The organism is Flagellimonas rhodophyticola (assembly GCF_049332665.1).
In the GTDB taxonomy this organism is placed as follows: domain Bacteria; phylum Bacteroidota; class Bacteroidia; order Flavobacteriales; family Flavobacteriaceae; genus Flagellimonas.
In genome coordinates this window covers 1,674,290-1,694,936 of sequence record NZ_CP186326.1, presented here as the reverse complement: position 1 = coordinate 1,694,936, position 20,647 = coordinate 1,674,290, and the positions used below count along the sequence as shown (strand labels likewise).

21 protein-coding genes are annotated in these 20,647 nt (G+C 39.3%); 12 read left to right on the top strand and 9 right to left on the bottom strand.

Annotated features, from left to right (window positions below; translation table 11 throughout):
- Positions 1–3: 3 nt before the first annotated feature.
- The 5 genes from ACOKFG_RS07615 (at position 4) to ACOKFG_RS07595 (ending at position 4,112) form a co-directional block, all read left to right on the top strand.
- Positions 4–1,017, top strand: coding sequence for a hypothetical protein (locus ACOKFG_RS07615; protein WP_422862130.1), 1,014 nt, complete (start codon positions 4–6; stop codon positions 1,015–1,017).
- Positions 1,018–1,048: 31 nt separating this feature from the next.
- Entirely contained in the window at positions 1,049–2,224 is a 1,176-nt protein-coding gene (locus ACOKFG_RS07610) for a gliding motility-associated C-terminal domain-containing protein (protein WP_422862129.1), read from the top strand.
- Between the two features lie 69 nt (positions 2,225–2,293).
- Positions 2,294–3,028, top strand: coding sequence for a M15 family metallopeptidase (locus ACOKFG_RS07605; protein ID WP_299175419.1), 735 nt, complete (start codon positions 2,294–2,296; stop codon positions 3,026–3,028).
- 40 nt (positions 3,029–3,068) lie between these two features.
- Positions 3,069–3,833, top strand: a complete 765-nt coding sequence (locus tag ACOKFG_RS07600) for a M48 family metalloprotease (RefSeq protein WP_298794549.1) — start codon at positions 3,069–3,071, stop codon at positions 3,831–3,833.
- 111 nt (positions 3,834–3,944) lie between these two features.
- The gene (locus ACOKFG_RS07595; RefSeq protein ID WP_313809768.1) at positions 3,945–4,112 is read left to right on the top strand and encodes a DUF6747 family protein; all 168 of its coding nucleotides are present in this window, start codon (positions 3,945–3,947) and stop codon (positions 4,110–4,112) included.
- A 92-nt stretch (positions 4,113–4,204) separates the two neighbouring features.
- On the opposite strand, the gene ACOKFG_RS07590 is transcribed toward ACOKFG_RS07595, so the two are convergent.
- Entirely contained in the window at positions 4,205–4,597 is a 393-nt protein-coding gene (locus ACOKFG_RS07590; protein ID WP_298794546.1) for an ankyrin repeat domain-containing protein, read from the bottom strand.
- Between the two features lie 207 nt (positions 4,598–4,804).
- On the opposite strand from ACOKFG_RS07590, the gene gpmI reads away from it, so the two are divergent.
- Genes gpmI through ACOKFG_RS07575 form a run of 3 tightly spaced genes read left to right on the top strand, consistent with a single transcriptional unit; the run spans position 4,805 to position 7,989 of the window.
- On the top strand, positions 4,805–6,322 hold the full coding sequence (gpmI, locus tag ACOKFG_RS07585) for a 2,3-bisphosphoglycerate-independent phosphoglycerate mutase (protein ID WP_299175417.1): 1,518 nt from the start codon (positions 4,805–4,807) through the stop codon (positions 6,320–6,322).
- Positions 6,323–6,381: 59 nt separating this feature from the next.
- The gene (gene map, locus ACOKFG_RS07580) at positions 6,382–7,200 is read left to right on the top strand and encodes a type I methionyl aminopeptidase (RefSeq protein WP_298794542.1); all 819 of its coding nucleotides are present in this window, start codon (positions 6,382–6,384) and stop codon (positions 7,198–7,200) included.
- A 24-nt stretch (positions 7,201–7,224) separates the two neighbouring features.
- A complete protein-coding gene (locus ACOKFG_RS07575) occupies positions 7,225–7,989 on the top strand; it encodes a class I SAM-dependent methyltransferase (protein WP_298794540.1) in 765 nt (254 codons plus the stop codon).
- Here ACOKFG_RS07575 and ACOKFG_RS07570 read toward each other — a convergent pair whose 3' ends face one another.
- From ACOKFG_RS07570 to ACOKFG_RS07535, 8 genes are all read right to left on the bottom strand, one after another.
- Complete coding sequence (locus ACOKFG_RS07570; RefSeq protein ID WP_422862128.1) at positions 7,990–8,991, bottom strand: FAD:protein FMN transferase; 1,002 nt, start codon at positions 8,989–8,991, stop codon at positions 7,990–7,992.
- Complete coding sequence (locus tag ACOKFG_RS07565; RefSeq protein ID WP_422862184.1) at positions 8,991–9,359, bottom strand: Na(+)-translocating NADH-quinone reductase subunit F; 369 nt, start codon at positions 9,357–9,359, stop codon at positions 8,991–8,993. The genes ACOKFG_RS07570 and ACOKFG_RS07565 overlap by 1 nt, the downstream gene beginning before the upstream one ends.
- 80 nt (positions 9,360–9,439) lie before the next feature.
- Complete coding sequence (gene nqrF / locus ACOKFG_RS07560; protein ID WP_298794534.1) at positions 9,440–10,747, bottom strand: NADH:ubiquinone reductase (Na(+)-transporting) subunit F; 1,308 nt, start codon at positions 10,745–10,747, stop codon at positions 9,440–9,442.
- A gap of 2 nt (positions 10,748–10,749) precedes the next feature.
- Complete coding sequence (gene nqrE / locus ACOKFG_RS07555; protein ID WP_298794532.1) at positions 10,750–11,490, bottom strand: NADH:ubiquinone reductase (Na(+)-transporting) subunit E; 741 nt, start codon at positions 11,488–11,490, stop codon at positions 10,750–10,752.
- A gap of 12 nt (positions 11,491–11,502) precedes the next feature.
- Entirely contained in the window at positions 11,503–12,150 is a 648-nt protein-coding gene (locus ACOKFG_RS07550) for an NADH:ubiquinone reductase (Na(+)-transporting) subunit D (RefSeq protein ID WP_299175410.1), read from the bottom strand.
- A gap of 1 nt (position 12,151) precedes the next feature.
- On the bottom strand, positions 12,152–12,901 hold the full coding sequence (locus ACOKFG_RS07545; RefSeq protein ID WP_298794528.1) for a Na(+)-translocating NADH-quinone reductase subunit C: 750 nt from the start codon (positions 12,899–12,901) through the stop codon (positions 12,152–12,154).
- Positions 12,902–12,903: 2 nt separating this feature from the next.
- Entirely contained in the window at positions 12,904–14,166 is a 1,263-nt protein-coding gene (locus tag ACOKFG_RS07540; RefSeq protein WP_299175408.1) for an NADH:ubiquinone reductase (Na(+)-transporting) subunit B, read from the bottom strand.
- Positions 14,167–14,169: 3 nt separating this feature from the next.
- Positions 14,170–15,522, bottom strand: coding sequence for a Na(+)-translocating NADH-quinone reductase subunit A (locus ACOKFG_RS07535; RefSeq protein WP_422862127.1), 1,353 nt, complete (start codon positions 15,520–15,522; stop codon positions 14,170–14,172).
- Between the two features lie 151 nt (positions 15,523–15,673).
- Here ACOKFG_RS07535 and ACOKFG_RS07530 point away from each other — a divergent pair, with 151 nt between their 5' ends.
- From ACOKFG_RS07530 to pruA, 4 genes are all read left to right on the top strand, one after another.
- Positions 15,674–16,918 carry a type IX secretion system plug protein domain-containing protein gene (locus ACOKFG_RS07530; protein ID WP_422862126.1) on the top strand — a complete coding sequence of 415 codons (1,245 nt, stop codon included), beginning with the start codon at positions 15,674–15,676 and terminating at the stop codon, positions 16,916–16,918.
- 30 nt (positions 16,919–16,948) lie between these two features.
- Entirely contained in the window at positions 16,949–18,130 is a 1,182-nt protein-coding gene (locus ACOKFG_RS07525) for a DUF3667 domain-containing protein (protein ID WP_422862125.1), read from the top strand.
- Between the two features lie 3 nt (positions 18,131–18,133).
- Positions 18,134–18,520, top strand: a complete 387-nt coding sequence (gene apaG / locus ACOKFG_RS07520) for a Co2+/Mg2+ efflux protein ApaG (RefSeq protein ID WP_298794517.1) — start codon at positions 18,134–18,136, stop codon at positions 18,518–18,520.
- 72 nt (positions 18,521–18,592) lie between these two features.
- Positions 18,593–20,221 (top strand): L-glutamate gamma-semialdehyde dehydrogenase, encoded by a 1,629-nt coding sequence (gene pruA / locus ACOKFG_RS07515; RefSeq protein ID WP_422862124.1) that lies wholly within the window; start codon positions 18,593–18,595, stop codon positions 20,219–20,221.
- The last annotated feature ends 426 nt before the right edge of the window (positions 20,222–20,647 follow it).

Sequence of the window (20,647 nt, the reverse complement as noted above, 5' to 3'; positions counted from 1 at the left end):
GCTATGAGAAAAGTATTCGCAATATTAAGTTTTATTCTAACCGCCCATCTTTCCTATTCTCAAATTGAGGCAGGTTTATTATTTACCCTCAATACAGGAACTACTTCAGAAATAAATGCAATAACCGGCATGCAACAGGGACAAATGCTGTTCAATACAGATACCCGTCAAATGTTGGTTTTTAACGGAGCTAACTGGGTTACAAATTCAAATTCCAACTGGCTTTTAAACGGAAATGTTGGAAGCAGCGGATCGTTCTTAGGTACAACCAATGATGTCAGTATGGATATACGGTCTAATAACGTGAGTATGCTTGAATTTGGTAGGCGACAGACTCTGGGGCTGGTGCAAAATTATCTTGATTATACGGATGGAAATCAATACATCACCTATCTTAAAGGTAATAACGGAGTTTCAGCACTACAATTTCAGGCGGATGCTGCAGCCTTTTACAAACCTATGTTCTTTACAAATAGTGATGGAAATTTTAGACTTAAAGGAAGTGCCGCAGGTACTGATTTTTTTGAAATTGGCTCCAATGGAGTTTCAAACAACGGAGAGTTAGAATTTATTATTGCCGATGATGGTGCAGAACCTTTTATTTTCAAACGCTTTGATTACAGAGATCAGCAACTTAAGGAACTTTTCAGAATTCAAGGAAGTGCAAATTCACAAAATGCCAAGCCTAGAGTGGGAGTAAACACCGGACAAATGGCCAACTCAACCATGCAGGTTAACGGATCCATGTCCACAGCAATTTTAAGAATTACGAACAACATCACACTTACAGAAGATCATCATACTGTAATTATGACAGGTGGTTCTCCAAACGTAACCTTACCCAATGCAAACAGTTGTCAAGGGCGGATTTACATTATTAAAAATTATTCAGGTGGCAATAGATCCGTCTCAACATATCGCGCAGATAATGGCGGCACCAGCACTCAAATACGAAATGGTAGATGTTACGTGTTACAAAGTGATGGTACAGAATGGCAACAAACAGTAAGAGATTAGGTTATAATGCCATTTTAAACATAGTTCGTTTATGTTAAGAACAAAAAACAACATAGAATCATTTTTACTTGGGTTAACGTTAACCTTTACTTCTTTTATATTAGGACAAGATGCCGTACATAATTTTGGAAATCTTCAGTTTCATTCTGATGTTTCTGTAGGTTTTCATATTGATTTGATAAATGATGGACCATTGGAGAATAATCAGGGGTTGGTAGGATTTTACAGCCCTCTTCGATTATCCGTTTCTGGAGCCTCTAGCCCAATATTTAATGATATTGAAATTGTAACGGATAGCGGATTGCTCTTAAACACCTGGGTAGGTGTTACAAATAATGTCAATTTTATTGTTGGCGATGTACTTACTGCAAAGGACACATCTGCCAGCTACCTTAATTTCATGGGCAGTGCATTTGATACTGGAGCAGGTAATCCAGCTCATGTTGATGGATATGCAGGTGCAACCAACAAAGAAATAGTTACATTTCCCATTGGAGATGGGCAACGGCTTAGATATCTTACGCTAACATCAATAGCTCCGAACAATTTGGCAAGATGTGCATACTTTTTCGAGAATCCCAACAATCCAACTTCCATAGTACAACAATTTAATACGGATGATAAAGAATTCGACGACCTCCAAATAAGCGAACTAGAGTTCTGGAAATTGGAGAGTAGCCAGCGCTCAGTGGTTACCCTAACGTGGGATGTAAATAGTGACACTGCCCAGTTAGCGGAAACAATGGATAACCTTACAGTTGTTGGTTGGTCCAAAACTGAAAACCGGTGGGAACAGCTTGGCAATTCTGCCATGAGCGGCAACATGCAAATAGGAAGTATCACTTCTGAAGCATTCGTTCCGAATAACTATGAGATATTGACCTTAGGAGGAACCGATGGCTTACTGGAACCTTTTTCCGTCTTGGAGTTGGACAACTACTTTTTAACACCTAATGGAGATGGTATAAATGACTTCTTAGTAATCGATGGCATCGAAAATCTGCCAAATAACCTCTTAAACATTTATAACCGATATGGTGTTTTGGTATACTCCAAATTAAACTATGCAAATGAATTTAGCGGGGTTTCCAATCGAAATTTAGTTATCTCTAGAGACACGGGTTTATCTTCTGGGATTTATTTTTATACCCTCACCGTTGTTGATTTAAGACAAAAATTCCAAGGATATCTCTACATCTCTGAGTAAACCGTATTTCTTGTAAGAGCATACAATACGTTGCAAAATACTTCTTAACTTGCCCAATAAATCTATTTCATGAAAAGAAGGAGTTTCATTAAAACAGCTTCGATATCAGGATTGGCCTGTACCATACCCCCTGTTTTTCCAATACCTATCTATGAGGATTATTCTGTGGACGAATTAATGGGCAAAGCGGATATCGATCTCTTTGGAGAAGGCATCAACTTGAGGAAAGAGGCGTATGAAGCTTTCGTAAAAATGAAAAAAGCAGCGTATGCAGATGGATTTGATATAAAAATGATCTCAAGTTTCCGGGATTTTTACAGACAAGAGAGTATCTGGGAACGAAAATATCTTCGCTTTACAGAAGATGATGGGATGGAGCCGCTCGATGCCATCGACAAAATCATCGAATATTCCACAATTCCTGGCACTAGTAGGCATCATTGGGGAACAGATATAGATATTATCAACGGTTATCCCAAAGTCTCCGGTGATGTGTTGGTCCCCGAAAAATTTGAAGCAGGTGGACCTTTTGAAGACTTCAAACTTTGGTTGGATGAAAATTCTGAAAAATTTGGTTATTACCTGGTCTATACCAACGAACCCAAACGCCGTGGTTTTAAATATGAGCCCTGGCACTATAGTTATGCGCCAATCTCAGTACCCATGTTGACCGCTTTTAGAAGAGTGAACATCTTGAAAATGCTTCAGAGTGAAGAATTTTATGGGTGTGAGTATTTTACTTCCGGATTTTTACGAACCTATATCCAGAACAACATTTTGGATATCAACCAGGCCCTCCTATAGGTCTTTTTTTGTATATTGAATTCTCTAGAACACTAACACCATGAGAAGAGGAAGTTGGAAAATCCGAATCCTTATCGGATTGGCCATTGTGGCCTTTGCATTTGTTCAACGTTGCAATAATAAAGAGGAAAATCCCTATACCGGAAGGGTGCAGAATATTAACATGTCTGCCGATCAAGAAATAGCCATAGGATTGCAAAGTGCCCCAGAAATGGCACAACAGCATGGCGGTCTATACCCCGATGAAAGAATGCAAGCCCTGGTAGATGCTGTTGGACAAAAGCTTGTAAATAATAGTATTGCCCGGGAAACACCCTATAAATACGATTTCCATTTACTTGCAGATGACAGAACCATTAATGCGTTTGCCCTACCTGGCGGACAATGTTTTATCACCTATGCGCTTTTCTCCAAACTGACTGAGGCCCAATTGGCCGGGGTCTTAGGACATGAAATTGGTCATGTAATAGGAAGACATTCGGCTGAACGCATCGCGGAAAGTAGCTTTTGGCAAACCTTGACCATGGGCGCATCCGTTGGGGGCGATATGGGAGGTTTAGTAAGTGGCATAGGACAGAATACCCTTCTAAAAAATGGAAGAGGGGATGAACTGGAAAGTGATGAGCTTGGAGTTTTATTTATGATTCAAGCAGGCTACGACCCTAACGAAATGATTGAGGTTATGAAAGTATTAAAGGATGCAGCTGGTCCTAATCGTGTGCCAGAGTTTCAAAGTACCCATCCAGATCCAGAAAACAGGATAGAAAAGATCCGTGAAGCCATAGAAAAATATTCAGGTCGATAGAATTGGCGCTTTATCGATTAAAAATAGCCTTTGCCAAGTTTTGATTACCTTTGTGTGACCCCAAATCAGACATACCTTCTTATCCCATTTATGCTAGTAAATTAGAGAACAATGGGAACACTATTACATTTTAAGCAGCTCTATACAGAGGCATTCGATAATTGCAAACCAAGTTTTGTGGTTGTCTTGCTAAAAGGTTATACGATATTTTGTGGAATATTATTAACCATGGCCCTATATGCATTTTTGTACCGGGTCTTCACAGGATTTGATTTTTAAAATACTCTTTTACACGGACACTATAAGTAAATGAGAAAAGGGCCCAACCTTACGGTTGGGCCCTTTTTAGTTTGGATGAATAAACCCCTTCCCTATTTTTTCATAGCCGATTTTAATATCTCCAAGGCTGCCGTTGCGTTGGACAACTCTGCATATTTCTTTGCAGTGTAACCCTTATCACAACGTTTCTTGACATCAGCACCGTTTGCAATGAGCAATTCCAAAATTTCCGATTGATTGTAACGAGCCGCAAAATGGATAGGTGCCATACCCATTGACTTTTTGTTTACATCTTCACCGAGTTCAATTAATTTTTTTACCGTACCGACATCTCCCTTCAAAATAGCCTTGCAAAAAGAACTAAGTTCATCTGGGATTGCAGATACAATTAAATCTTCTTCAACAGAAGTTGATGGTTCGGCGGCAAATGCCCCTGTAACCACGAACATAAAAGCCGCAGCTACGGTTAGGATTGTTTTTCTCATGATGAATAATTTTTGATTAATGATTAACTATTATAAAAATAGACTGTGCAGGATGGCTTATGTTACAGCATTAACAGTTAAATAACTAAATTTTAACAACGCCTCATTTTTTAACATAAATAATTAACAATCTGTCAGGCAGAAATCCACCCGAATACTGGTGCATCAAGCCAATTCACGTTATTTTTGGGCTTTAACTCTGATAGCATGAATAAGAAAGTAATCCTAATGATTTTGGATGGCTGGGGAAAATCTCCCGATCCTAAGGTATCTGCAATAGAGCAGGCCGATACGCCTTTTATAGACTCATTGTACACCAAATATGCCAATTCCAATCTATTGACAGATGGCATGAATGTGGGACTGCCAGAGGGTCAAATGGGAAACAGTGAAGTCGGACATATGAACCTTGGAGCCGGAAGAATTGTGTATCAAGATTTGGCAAAAATCAACAAAGCGGTCAAAGAAGATACCTTAAAACATGAGGAAGTACTTAAAAATGCCTTCGAGCATGCCAATAGTCAGAATAAAGCCGTGCACTTTTTAGGGTTGGTAAGTGATGGGGGTGTACATAGCCATATAGACCATTTAAAAGCCTTGATCAAGGCAGCTGATGATTCGGGTGTGCAGAACGCTTATATACATGCTTTCACTGATGGTAGAGATGTAGACCCTAAAAGTGGAAAAGGTTTTCTAGAAGACGTGAACCAGTTTTGTGCCGGAAAAAATACCAAACTCGCAACTGTGGTAGGTCGTTATTATGCTATGGATAGAGACAAAAGATGGGAGCGGGTAAAACTGGCATATGATGTAATGGTCAACAATATTGGTGAAAAGGTATCAGACATTTCCCAGGCTATGCAAAAAAGCTATGATAACGATGTAACCGACGAATTTATCAAACCCTTGGTACTTACAAATGATCAAAACGATCCAATAGCCAAAATCAATGAAGGAGACATAATTGTATTCTTCAATTTTAGAACAGATAGAGGTCGGGAATTAACACAGGTTCTATGTCAGGAAGATTTTCATGAACAGAACATGCATAAACTAGACCTATATTATGTTACCATGACAAATTATGATGACTCCTTCCAAGGAATTAAAGTGGTCTATGACAAAGAAAACATCCAGGACACTCTAGGGGAGATATTGGCTAAGCATGGAAAACAACAAATTCGCATTGCGGAGACCGAAAAATATCCACACGTAACCTTTTTCTTCAATGGTGGAAGAGAAGAGCCTTTTGAAGGCGAAAAGCGTATCCTTTGTCCTTCCCCGAAAGTAGCTACTTACGATTTGCAACCCGAAATGAGTGCTTATGATATTAGAGATGCAATCATTCCTGAACTAAAAAGTGGTGAGGTTGATTTTATATGCCTCAATTTTGCCAATCCAGATATGGTTGGCCATACAGGAATTATGGAAGCTGCGGTCAAGGCTTGTGAAACTGTAGACGAATGTGCAAAAGATGTAATCACTGCAGGTTTGGAAAGTGGTTATTCTACCATAGTTATTGCCGACCATGGAAATTGTGACACCATGGTTAATCCAGATGGAAGTCCAAATACGGCCCATACTACGAATCCTGTTCCGTTAATTTTGGTAGATGGTGATATCAAAGAAATAAAAGATGGTGTTTTAGGTGATATTGCGCCCACAATTTTACACATGCTGGGAATTCCAAAACCTGAATTGATGACTCAAAAAACATTGGTTTAAGGAACTATGATTCCCATGCCGACAGGGCTATTAATTGATTTCAACTTATCTTTGCACCCATGATAAAAATCAAATCTGCTGAGGAAATTGAATTAATGCGCGAAAGCGCTTTAGTAGTCTCCAAAACTTTGGGCATGTTGGCTTCCGAAATCAAACCTGGAGCAAACCCATTACATCTGGACAAGCTAGCCGAAGACTTTATCAGAGAACAAGGTGCAGAACCCGGTTTTTTGGGTATGTACGATTTTCCAAACACCTTAAATTGGAGTCCAAACGCACAAGTGGTTCATGGTATTCCCAACAATGAACTTTTGAAAGATGGAGATGTAATTTCCGTAGATTGCGGTGCATTAAAAAATGGTTACTATGGCGATCATGCCTATACTTTCGAGGTTGGTGAAGTTGTTGAGGAAACCAAAAAACTACTGCAAGTAACAAAGGAATCCCTTTATATAGGTATACGAGCTTTTAAAGAAGGGAATCGTGTTGGTGACGTTGGTTATGCCATTCAAAATTATTGTGAGAGTCATGGGTACGGTGTGGTCCGTGAATTGGTGGGACATGGTTTGGGCACAGAACTTCATGAAGACCCCCAAATGCCCAATTATGGAAAACGAGGTCGTGGGAAGAAATTCGTAAATGGAATGGTCGTGGCCATTGAGCCAATGATTAACATGGGCACAAGAAGAATTAAACAGCTTAAAGATGGTTGGACCATTTTAACCGCAGATGGGAAACCAAGTGCTCACTTTGAACATGATGTCGCTTTAATCGATGGAAAACCAGAATTGTTGTCCACCTTCCAATATATTTATGATGCTCTAGGAATCAAAAGTGATGAAGAGCAAGAGTTCCGAAGTAAAAAACTTCAAATTTAAGTTTACCTGTTTATCATCAAATAAATGAAACGGTTCTTCAAATTTTTCTTGAATCTTATTCCAAGGCCGTTACTCATTAAGCTTAGTTATTGGGTTAGACCAATAATTGCACTTTTCTTAAAAGGTAAAAAGCATGTAGACCCCATCGATGATAGAAGTTTTAGGACCTTTTTGCCCTATGGATATGAGAATCCAAGGGAAAATGTACTCTCCCCCTCTACTCTTTCTCTAGAACGACATCGTTTGCTATGGTTGTATTTAAAAAATGAAACGGAGTTTTTTAGTAAAGACCTGCGTCTTTTGCATTTTGCACCGGAACAGGCATTTCATAAAAGGTTCAAAAAACTAAAAAATCTAGATTACACCACAACCGACCTAAACTCACCGCTTGCAGATGTAAAAGCGGACATCTGTAACCTGCCTTTCAAGGACAATTCATACGATGTCATTCTTTGCAATCACGTGTTGGAGCATATTCCTAACGATACCAAGGCAATGCAAGAGTTATATCGAGTTCTAGCACCGGGAGGATGGGGTGTTTTTCAGGTTCCTCAGGATTTGAAGCGGGAGAAGACCTTTGAAGATGATTCCATTACAGACCGAAAAGAACGGGCTCGGATTTTCGGACAGTATGACCATGTACGTATCTATGGAAGGGATTATTTTGACAAACTCCGTGAAATTGGATTTAAGGTAGAGGAAGTGAATTATACTGCAAATCTCCCCTCAGGGGAAATTGAAAAGTATCGTTTGGCTAAAGGGGAAATCATTCCGTTGGTAAGAAAATAGCTATTTTTTAACCAACGCTTTAAAACCAGAAGTCATAAACTCCTCCGTCTTACCTTTATCATTTAAATAAATGATATAGCCTTCCAAGGCAGACAGTCTCTCCAACAATTTAATGGACTCATCCAAATCCATTGCCATTAAAGCGGTGGCATAGGCATCCGCTTCTGCACAAGTATTGGCGATCACACTTGTTGCTAAAATATTAGAGGCTTTGGTATACCCAGTTTTAGGGTCTATAGTATGCACGTATTTTTTCCCACTCTTGGGATCAATTCTGAACTTCCTATAATTACCTGAAGAAGCCATGGCCTTATCCTCTAACTGGACAATCTGTTTTAATTGTCTGCTTGTTTCTACTTGAGGGTCATCAATTCCCACAGACCATTGCTTTTGTGAGATTGGGTTCTTACCCTTGGTCAATACCTCGCCTCCTACTTCAACCAGATAATAATTGATTCCTTTCGCATTCAACAATGCTCCTAATCGGTCAATGGCATACCCTTTGGCCACGGCATTAAAATCAAAACGAATTTCGGGACGGGTTTTTGAAATTGTTCCATCAGTATTCAGTTTTACTTTATCCCATCCCACATAGTGCAACAAGCTATCTATTTTTAAACTATCCAATTCCAATTGATTTCCTGGGCCAAACCCCCATGCATTGGCCAAAACACCAATAGTAGGGTCAAAATAGCCCTTGGAAACTTCATGAACCGCGGTTGAGATTTCAAAAACTTTACGGAACATTTCATCCACTACCACGGTAGTATCTCCATTATTAATTTTTGATATATCGGACCCAGGAATATAGGTAGACATAGATTGATTAACCACTTGAAAAACGGAATCTATCTCTTTTTGAAAATCAAGTTTTTCAGTTGAAATGTATATGATTGAATAGGTTGTGCCAAGAGCATTGCCTACATTTTGATTCTTTACCAATGGGTCGGTGCTGCAGCCCCCCAAGAACAGAACAACCCATACAAAAACTATATTTTTCATTACGAAATTTCTATCAAACCTTGATAATCTACTATATACTCTTCATTTAAATACACCGGCAATTCCCTACTGGATGCATTAGAAAGTCCAACGCCCGCAAAATATGTACGTGCTTCAAACTTTTCTGCATGGCTCTTTACTTTCTGCATTAGTTCCGCATCGTAATTCTTTGGATTATTCGGAAACTCCACATTCCTAACCACAATAAAGTGAAGTATCTTTTCCTTCAAACAAACATATTGTGGGTTCTTTTTTGGCTTGCTATTTATAGCCATGAATTCATAGCCATCTGCTTCCAGTTGTCTGCCCACAATATTCATGGCCAGGTTATGCAGTTCTTGTTCGTTTAATGCTCTCCGTTGTTCCATAAAAAAAACCGACACTTTCGCATCGGTTAGGTGTATTTTTTTACCTCTCGGCTGCGCTCGAGGTGTTGAAATCAAAGGTTTTACCCTCCAAAGTCATCGAATCTGATATTTTCATCTGGGATTCCGAAATCCTCACCCATTTTCTGAACAGCTTTGTTCATTAATGGTGGTCCACAGAAGTACAACTCTATGTCTTCAGGTGCATCATGATGGTTCAAGTAATTGTCAATTACACAATTGTGAATGAATCCAACAAAACCATCTCCTTCTGCATCGATATCCTCCTTTACCTTCCAATTGTCCTCTTCTAAGGGTTCAGAAAGTGCCATATAGAACTTGAAGTTCGAAAACTCTTTTTCCAACTGCTTAAAGTGGTCGATATAAAAGAGTTCTCTTTTGGAACGTCCACCATACCAATAGGTAACTTTTCTATTTGTCTTTAATGTTTTGAACAAGTGGTATAAGTGCGATCGCATTGGCGCCATTCCGGCTCCACCACCCACATATAACATCTCAGATTCCGACTCATTGATGAAGAATTCACCGAATGGGCCAGAAATCGTGACTGGATCACCGGGCTTCAATCCGAAGATATACGATGATGCAACTCCTGGGTTTACATCCATCCATCCATTTTTAGAACGATCCCATGGTGGCGTAGCAATACGTACATTAAGCATTATCTCACGTCCTTCAGCAGGATAAGAAGCCATTGAATAAGCACGCTCAACGGTTTCAGGATTTTTCATTGTCAACGGCCATAGGTTGAATTTATCCCACTCATTTTTGAACTTATCCGGAGTTTCATGTTCTTCTGGATGCGCAGTAATGTCAATATCAGCGTACTTCACTTCGCATGGTGGAATCTCAATTTGAATATATCCTCCAGCTTTATAATTCATATCCTCTGGAATCTCAACCACAAACTCCTTTATAAAGGAAGCCACATTGTAGTTTCGTACAACTTTCGCAGGCCACTTTTTAATTCCGAAAACTTCTTCCGGAATTGTAATCTCCATATCCTGCTTTACCTTAACCTGACAGGCCAAACGTGCACCATGGTTCAATTCTTTTTTAGAGAAATGTGGAGTTTCTGTAGGCAGAGCTTCACCACCGCCAGAAAGTACATGACATTCACATTGAATACAGGTTCCACCTCCACCACAGGCAGATGGTAAAAACACTTTTTGGTTACCCAATGTTGTCAACAAGGAGCTTCCGGAAGCTACTTCGATTTCCTTTTCACCATTAATGGTAATGGTAACGGGACCCGAGGGCGATAATTTTTCTTTTGTGAACAACAACAAGGCCACCAACAATAACAATAAAACCAAAAATGCTACTACGGTAATTAGAATGGTACCTCCGGTACTTGTGGCTAATATCATCTTTATTCGTTTATAACTTCGTTATAGGAAACTGCTTTTTCATCGTCTTCAATTTCCTTTTCAATTTCTTTTTCTTCAATTGTTTTGGCGGTAGTATTTTCGGTAGGTTCTGGTGGCTCATTATCACCAGTCAACATTCCACCAAAACTCTGGAATCCTATTCCCATTAAACCAGTAATGATAAAGGTAATTCCCAACCCCCGTAATGGAGCTGGCACGTTGGAATATCTTATTTTTTCACGAATGGCAGCAATGGCCAAAATAGCCAAAAACCAGCCGATTCCTGAGCTAACTCCGTAGTTGAATGCCAATCCTAATGAAGGAATTTCCCTTGCCTGCATAAATAGCGAACCTCCCAAAATAGCACAGTTTACCGCAATCAATGGCAAGAAAATACCTAAGGAATTATATAGGGATGGAGAAAATTTCTCCACTACAATTTCCACCAATTGAACCATCGTTGCAATGGTTGCTATAAATAGGATAAATGATAGGAAGCTCAGATTATAATCTGCATATTCTGGGCCTAACCAAACCAAGGCTCCATCACGTAATAAGTATTGATCCAACAACCAGTTTAAAGGAACGGTTACGGCCAATACGAAAATTACTGCCGCTCCCAATCCTACTGCTGTGGAAACTTTTTTGGATACAGCCAAATAGGAACACATTCCCAAAAAGACCGCAAAGACCATATTATCTATGAAGATGGACTTAAAAAACAATTCTACATGCTCTAACATACTCTTATCCTTTTATGCTTCTTCAATTAATGCTTTGTTTCTGGAGCGTTGTACCCAGATAATAATTCCAACAACGATCAGTGCTGCCGGTGGTATGATCATAAAACCATTGTTCTCGTATCCCGTGGCATACAATCCTGTTTTTGCGATTGGATCTCCTAAAACAGGAATTCCAAACAAGGTTCCAGAACCTAAAAGTTCTCTGAAAAACCCAACAATAATCAGGATGACACCATATCCCAATGCGTTACCAATTCCATCCAAAAAGGATTTCCAAGGTCCGTTACCTAAGGCAAAGGCCTCAAATCTTCCCATAATGATACAGTTGGTAATGATTAATCCAACGAATACGGCCAAGGTCTTACTCAATTCATAAGCAAAGGCCTTTAACACCTGGTCAACCACAATTACCAATGTTGCAACCACAATTAATTGCACGATAATCCGAATTTTTGATGGGATGACGTTTCGTAATAATGAAATTACCACGTTACCCACGCCAAGCACGAACAATACCGAAATCGACATTACCACAGATGCTTTAAGCTCTGCCGTAATCGCCAAGGCGGAACAGATTCCCAATACCTGAATGGTGATAGGGTTGTTATCCGCTAATGGATCTAATATTAGATTTGCATCTTTTTTTGAAAGTAGCCCCATATTATTTGGTTCTAATGGTTTCTAAATAAGGTTTGTACAATTTTAATGTCTCTTTGATCATAGCAGTAACTCCATTACCTGTAATGGTAGCGCCTGCCAAGGCATCAACCTCGTTATCTTCTTTATCGTTGTTCAAGGGATCATTGTTACCTTTGACCACCGAAATTCCTGCATATCGGTTTCCATCTAGAATGGATTCACCTGTAAAATCATCCATGAAATAGCGAAGCTTAATATTTGCTCCCAACCCTGGAGTTTCTCCTTTATGATCAAAAACCACACCTTGCACAACCATATTTTCATCAAGAGAGATATATCCCCAGATAGCATCCCAAAGTCCTTTTCCGTACATAGGAATGATGTAGGATTTCTTTCCGTCTTTTTCTCCCACAAATAATGGAAGTTCCGCCTCATCTCCGTTTTTGATGATATTCAATTGCTTCTTCATATCAATAAGATATGCCTCCTCTCGCTCCTTGGTTTCAGAACCAACCACCACCAATTGTTGCTTGATGTATTTGGAAAATTCTCCTTCTACAACATCAGTAGGGATAAAGCTGACGCTTCCGGCACCCTCATTTTGGTTGACACCCATTGCGTAGAGGATGTTCTGTTGCTTTTCAAAGCGTTCGTTCTCATCTATTCGTGGTCGTAGCCCTGAAGCTAAGAATGCAAGCAGTGAACCTACGATGACCACCATCACGGCTGCAAAAATTACAGTATAGCTGTTTTTGTCTGTATTGATCGCCATAATTAAACTGTTTCCGTTTTTAATGCTTCAACTTCACCTGATGTCTTAGGATATATAGTGGCGTTTTTTAAACGCTTCATTCTTCTCTTGATGTTCCCTCTTACTACATAATGATCTATGGTTGGCGCAAACACATTCATCAATAGAATGGCCAAGAACACACCTTCGGGGTACCCTGGGTTAAATACGCGAATCATAACGGATAAGAATCCAATCAAAAACCCGTAGATCCATTTACCTCTGTTCGTCTGCGAACCTGTTACCGGGTCTGTAGCCATATATACAATACCGAAGGCTAAACCTCCTACCAATAAGTGCTGCCAGAATTCAAAATTCATAAGGCTGTAAAACTTACTATATTCCGGAATCCACCCAGCGGTAACAACGCCGTTGAAAATCAATCCCATGGCCAAAGCACCGATTACGGCACTGACCATGATTCGCCATGATGCGATTTTTGAAAATATCAGGAACAATCCTCCTAGTAGAATCAGCAAGGTTGATGTTTCACCCACTGACCCCGGAATAAATCCAAAGAACATATCAGAAAGTGAATATGACATCTCCGTATTACCTTGAGCCAAATACCCTAAAACTGTTTCTCCGGAAATAGCATCTGTAGTTCCGGATTTTGTAACTCCATCCACTGCACCATGCACCCAGACTTTATCTCCACTCATCCAAGTAGGATAAGCAAAGAATAGAAATGCGCGAATGGTCAATGCCGGATTCAGGATGTTCATCCCTGTTCCTCCAAACACTTCTTTACCGATTACAACACCGAAAACCACCGCTACTGCTAACATCCAAAGTGGTATATCCACAGGTACTATAAGTGGCACAAGCATTCCAGTCACCAAATAACCTTCTTCTACTTCGTGGCCCTTGATTACTGCAAAAACGAATTCAACTGCCAGTCCTACTCCATAGGAAACGACTACTAGTGGTAAAATAGTAATCAATCCCAACCAAAAGTTGTCCCATGTTAAGAAGTGCTCCATCAAAGAGAAAGCTTCTGGAGCTCCGTTAATGGCAATATCCTGCTGGTACCCGGTATTAAACATCCCGAACAGTAAACAAGGCACCAAAGCCATAATCACTGTATTCATGGTACGTTTTAAGTCGTCAGCTCCCCTAACGTGCGACCCAGAATGGGTAGTTTCGTTGGGAGCATATAAAAAAGTATGTATTGCATTGAATGCCGGGGCCATTTTTTTGCCCTGGAATTTCAATTTGGTCTGATGTAACTTTTCTTTCAATCCCATGTGTTATCCAATTTCTTGATGTAATAAATCCAATCCTTCTCGAATAATTTGTTGATGCGGTTGTTTAGAAATGCAAATGAATTCCGTTAGAGAGAAATCCTCCGGTGCTACTTCGTAAAGTCCCAACTGCTCCATTTCATCCAAGTCTTTCACCATACAAGCTTTTAACAACTGTAATGGGTAAATATCCATTGGAAAAACCTGTTCGTACTGACCTGTTACCACAAAAGCTCTGTGTTCACCGTTTGTGTTAGTGGTAAGGTCGTATTTCTTTTTGGGCTGCATCCATGAAAAAGTAAGTGCCCTAGTTGAAGAAATTTTATTGAAAATAGGTTTGTTCCATCCGAAGAATTCATAATCATCTCCTTCTGGAATGGCAGTTACAGTGTTATTGTAAAATCCTAAATATCCTTCTGGATGGGTTTTGGCGCCCGTAAGCACATCACCATTAATTAATCGGAACTTATCTTCTTTCACCCCAGCAGCATACAAGAAGGTAGAAATTTCCGCTCCTATTTTTGTTGTATAATATTTTGGTGCTTTAACAACAGAACCCGTTAAAGCGATAGTTCGTTCTGCATTAAACTTTCCTGTCAATACCAATTCTCCAATAATTACCAAATCTTGTGGTGTTATTGTCCAAGCGGTTTCTCCTTTGTTAATCGGGTCAATCCTGTTAATCTGAGTTCCGACCAATCCTGCAGGATGCGGACCAGAAACATTGTGCAATGTAACTCCGTTCAATCCAGCCAAAGGCGAATTATTCGACTTTCCAACTGAAACATGGATTTCGCCAGGAGTTAATTTGCCAAGTGCATTTACAGCAGCCTGAAGCTCAGCTTCTTTGCCATTCAACACATAATCTGAGTCTGCAGCCAATGGCGCAGTTGTATATCCTGATACGAAAATGGCCTTTGGAGTGACATCTGGATTTGCGATGATATCATAAGGACGTTGCTTGATGAAAGGCCATAAACCAGACTTGAGCAGTAATCCTTTTATCGAATCGGCATCGGATTGTTCAATACCCAATGGTTGATGGGATACGTACTCTTGACTTTTATCGGCCAAAATCTTTAACGTTAATATTTTTCTTCGTGCTCCTCGAACTATTTCCACCAATTCACCGCTAACAGGCGAAACAAATAGCATTTCCTCCTTGTTTTTATTGTAAAACAAAGGTTCTCCGGCTTTTATCTCGGCTCCCTGTTTTACAAGCAATTTTGGTGTAATTCCGTGGAAATCTTCTAAATTCAGGGCATATACGTTACTTAAAACGGCTTTGGAAGTAGTCTTTTCTGCTGCCCCGATAAGGTTGATGTTCAACCCTTTTTTAATCCGGATGTCTTTAGACATATTGTTGTAGACCTTTTGTTATCAAAATTGCCGCAAATTTAGCACTAAAAGGATTGTTTTCATAATTATTTGACCATAAAAATGGGATTACATCGAGCTAAATTTGTCAGGCATACTTTTTGTTTACCTTTGCTCAAAAAATACGCTCCTAATGCGTTCAATGATCAAACAAATAGTGTTTTGTTTTTTTGTTTCAGGGGTCTTCGCCCAAGTACAGGAAGAAGTAAACCCACCTGCCAATATCAAAACCATAGTTTTTAGAGGTCCAACAGAAGATCAATTTCCCGTAATTTCTTTAGGAGAATCCATCTCTTTGGAATTTGACGATCTCACTGCCAGTGAACAAGATTATTATTATAAAATAATACACTGTGATTATGATTGGACACCCTCTCAACTACTGAAATCGCAATACCTTTCGGGAACGGATAATCAACGTATCATCGATTACGAAAACAGCTATAACACCCTTCAGCCCTATTCCAACTACAAGCTTTCCATTCCCAATCAAAATGTCCGTTTAAAAGTTAGCGGCAATTATCTTATTGAAATTTACAACATGCACAATGAACTCCAGTTTTCAAGAAGATTTGTTGTATACCGGGATTTGGTCTCTGTTAGAGGTGAGGTAAAACGCTCAAGGGATTTTAATTTTCTAAATGAAAAACAGGTGGTTCAATTTTATATCAATACCGCAGGTTTTCAAGTTGTAAATCCCAAAAAAGAAATCAAGGTTGCCATTTTACAAAACCATTTTTGGCCAACTGCGCTTTATAACGTAAAACCTCAATTCACCTTGGGAACTGAACTTGTTTATAAATACGACCAAGAAACCAGTTTTTATGGAGGTAATGAATTTTTGAATTTCGACACAAAGGATTTAAGATCTCCAACTTTCGCTATTTCTAAAGTAGAATTCATTGACCTCTATAATCACTATCTATTTACCAACGAATTCAGATATGATATCCCTTATACCTATTTCCCAGATATTAATGGGGATTTTGTAGTGCGAACGCTACAGGGCGATGATGTGTCTCGCGAAGCTGAATACACCAATGTACACTTCAGTTTGCCATACACCAATGAAATAGGTTTAGATCAAGTATATGTTGTTGGCAGATTCAATAATTTTGATTTAAGTGAAGAAAATAAAATGAGTTTCAATGAAGAGTCTGGAAAATTTGAGCTCAGTTACCCTATTAAACAAGGTTTTTACAATTACAAGTATGTAGTTGTAGGCGAAGGTGCAGAGGCGGATATGAATCTGGTTTCCGGTAACTTCCACTTTACTGAAAACAATTATTTGATTTTGGTCTATTATCGAAACTTTGGGGATTTATATGATAGCATTATAGGTATAGGTTCCGTCAATTCACGAAATATCAGTAATTAATTATCTTTAGCGGCAAATCCTATCGGGATAATGACCAACAAACCAAGCTTAATATCCAAAGGACGTTACGAACTTAAGTTTAGGGGCAACGAATGTCGCAACTGCGCACACCCCCTTGATATCAGCGACAAATTCTGTCCCAACTGCTCGCAAGCCAACAGCACCAAAAAGTTGGTACTCAAAGATTTTTGGGATGAGTTTTTTTCCAGTCTCATCAACTACGATTCCAAGCTGTTAACAACTTTATATGCACTGCTGGTCAAACCTGGAACAATCACGAAAGATTATATAGAGGGAAAAAGAATTTCTTATACCAACCCATTCCGATTTCTATTAAGCCTAGCCTTTCTATATTTCCTGATGGTCACCTATGACAATAATTTTTCCAATTTGGATGAGCTTGGCCTCGAAGACAAAATTGAGAAGACAGGCCCTCTTAGCTATGGTTATAAGACCACGGATAGTACAGATACAAAAAAACAAACCGAAGAAGTAATAGGACAGTTGGACTCCCTAAGAAATTTGGAAAGGATAACAATTCCGGGAGTACAGAATATAGACTCCTTGGGGTCGATTATAAACCAAGGAATAAGGGAAGAAGCAAGAAAAGATTCGTTTATGCTAGCAAATCCCAGAGCGTACGTTCAACAATTCCAAAAAGAGAGCCCTGGCAGTTTGATGCAAAGAATGGAGTTTTTCTTTACGTATTTACAAAAGGATTCCATTAAAACCTTTGAAGAAGCAGAGGAAAAATATGGTGTTGACCAAAACTTTAAAAATAAAATAGCCTTCAACGGATCCAAGAGTTTCCTGAAAGCTATCGCACAACCGGGCACCTATATAAACAATACAATAGCCAAGCTTCCCTTGGTCATTTTTCTCTTCCTTCCACTATTTACTGTTTTCATATGGATGGTATACACCAGAAAAAAATACACCTACACCGATCATCTTATCTTTAGTTTCCACAACCAGTCATTATTATTTATCTTGCTCATCCTTAGTCTGATAATAGATACTGTTTTCAGTACGTCGAGTGCAGGGTTATTTTTACTGATTTTCGGTTTTTATCTGTACAAGTCAATGAGAAGGTTTTACGGACAAGGAAGGGTTAAAACGATAATAAAATACCTCTTTCTGAACACCATGTTCACGTTATTAGCATTGTTTGTGGTCATTGTGTTGTTTACAGGAAGTGTCTTTACCTATTAATATATGTTTACTCAAATCACAAAAGGAATCAAAGTATCGGTGCAAACCACTTTTGAAGGTACATTTTTCAAAAACTATAAAATGCACTATGCCTTTGGGTACACCATTACCATTGAAAACCAAAGTAAGGACACCGTTCAGCTCATAGCTAGACATTGGGACATTTTTGATGCTTTAAAGGAAGCGGATACCATAGATGGCGAAGGCGTGATTGGTAAAAAACCGGTTATAAAACCTGGAAAATCCCACACATATAGCTCAGGTTGTCTCTTAGCTTCGCCAATAGGGGCCATGAAAGGGCATTACCACATGGTGAACTTTGCTTCTACCGAAGAATTTGAGGTAGATATTCCTACTTTTAAGTTCGCTGCTCCTTTTGCGATAAACTAGTTGCAATTCTTTTATAATCGTAACACCTTTTCATATCTTTGTTGGAATTTTTAACATCTAAAATCCATCATAATGGGAAAAGGTTTTTTTCAAGTTCCAACTGCTTATAACGAACCAATAAAAAGTTATGCTCCAGGCACTCCTGAACGCGAGGAAGTGCTTAAGCAATACGACGCATATTACAATGGAAAAGTGGAAGTTCCGCTTTATATCGGAGCAGAGGAAATAAAGACGGGAAACACCAGACCTATGTCTCCGCCACATGAACATGCTCATGTTGTAGGCGAATATCATCTTGCCGAAAAGAAACATGTGGACCAAGCCATTTCCAATGCATTGGAAGCAAGGGAGTCTTGGGCCAATTTAACTTGGGAACAACGTGCCGCGATTTTCTTAAAAGCAGCAGAGCTCATCGCAGGTCCTTACCGAGCAAAAATAAACGCTGCCACCATGATGGCACAATCCAAAACCATTCACCAAGCAGAAATTGATGCTGCATGTGAGTTTATAGATTTTCTAAGGTTCAATGTGGAATACATGTCCCAAATCTATACAGAACAGCCAGAATCTGCCGAAGGTATTTGGAATCGTGTAGAATATAGACCATTGGAAGGTTTTGTATATGCCATTACCCCATTTAACTTTACAGCCATTGCCGGAAACCTTCCTGCTAGTGCTGCCATGATGGGGAACGTTGTAGTTTGGAAACCTAGCGATAGTCAGGTATTTTCTGCTAAAGTGATTATAGATGTCTTCAAGGAAGCTGGTCTTCCTGATGGCGTGATCAATGTGGTCTTTGGAGACCCGATTATGATTACAAATACGGTTTTATCCCATTCTGACTTTTCAGGACTTCACTTTACAGGGTCCACTTTTGTTTTCAAGGAACTATGGAAACAAATCGGGAATAACATCCACGATTATAAAACATACCCTAGAATTGTGGGTGAAACAGGAGGAAAAGATTTCATTGTAGCGCATCCTTCAGCAAAGCCAGCTCAGGCAGCTACGGCTATTGTTAGAGGTGCCTTTGAATTCCAGGGGCAAAAATGTAGTGCGGCTTCCAGGGTATACCTACCCAAGTCAACTGCCAGCGAAATTCTTGACTTGGTCAAGACAGATATTGAATCATTAAATAAACCAGGGTCACCTGCGGATATGAGCAACTTCATAACAGCAGTTATCCATGAAGGTTCGTTTGATAAATTGGCCAAGTACATAGATCAGGCAAAAGCCGATGACAATGCCGAAATTATTGCAGGTGGGGGATATGACAAATCGGTCGGTTATTTTGTGGAGCCCACAGTTATTTTGACCAAAGATCCAAAATACACCACTATGTGCACTGAACTTTTTGGACCCGTTGTTACTATTTATGTATATGATGACAAAGATTGGGGCAAAACTTTGGAATTAGTAGATGGCACATCTGAATATGCATTGACCGGAGCCGTTCTAGCTACAGATAGATACGCGATTGACGAAGCTACAAAAGCATTACAAAATTGCGCAGGTAATTTCTATATCAATGATAAACCAACAGGGGCTGTGGTAGGTCAACAACCTTTTGGTGGGGCCAGAGCCTCAGGAACCAATGACAAAGCTGGTTCTGCCCAAAACTTATTACGTTGGGTTTCTCCAAGATTGATCAAGGAAACTTTTGTTACCCCAGAAGATTACAGGTATCCGTTTTTAGGGTAAATATCTCAACTAAAAATAGTTACAACCGCATTCCAACCTATAGGAGTGCGGTTTTTTTTTGTCCAATAGACAAATAAACCATGATGTTTATAATTTATTTGTAAATTTAACGTTAATTAAATGTAAATTAATAGTAACATACATTTTAACTTAACTCCACATCATGAAAAATCAGATGCAATTTTGGCAAAAATCGATTAGTGAAAAGTTTGACCATATGTGGGAATATGCCAAATGTTATTCACGAAAATGCAGAAGGGTCTATTATAGAATGTGGATAACATAGAAGGCATCTCAATACTCCTCTGGTAAATTTTCTCTTTTTCAACTTACAAAAAAACCTCCCTCCAACTTCAAGGACTGCCTATCCAACCCCCTCCATCTTTATATTTAAAATCAATACCTTTGAGAGAATTGGACAACTAA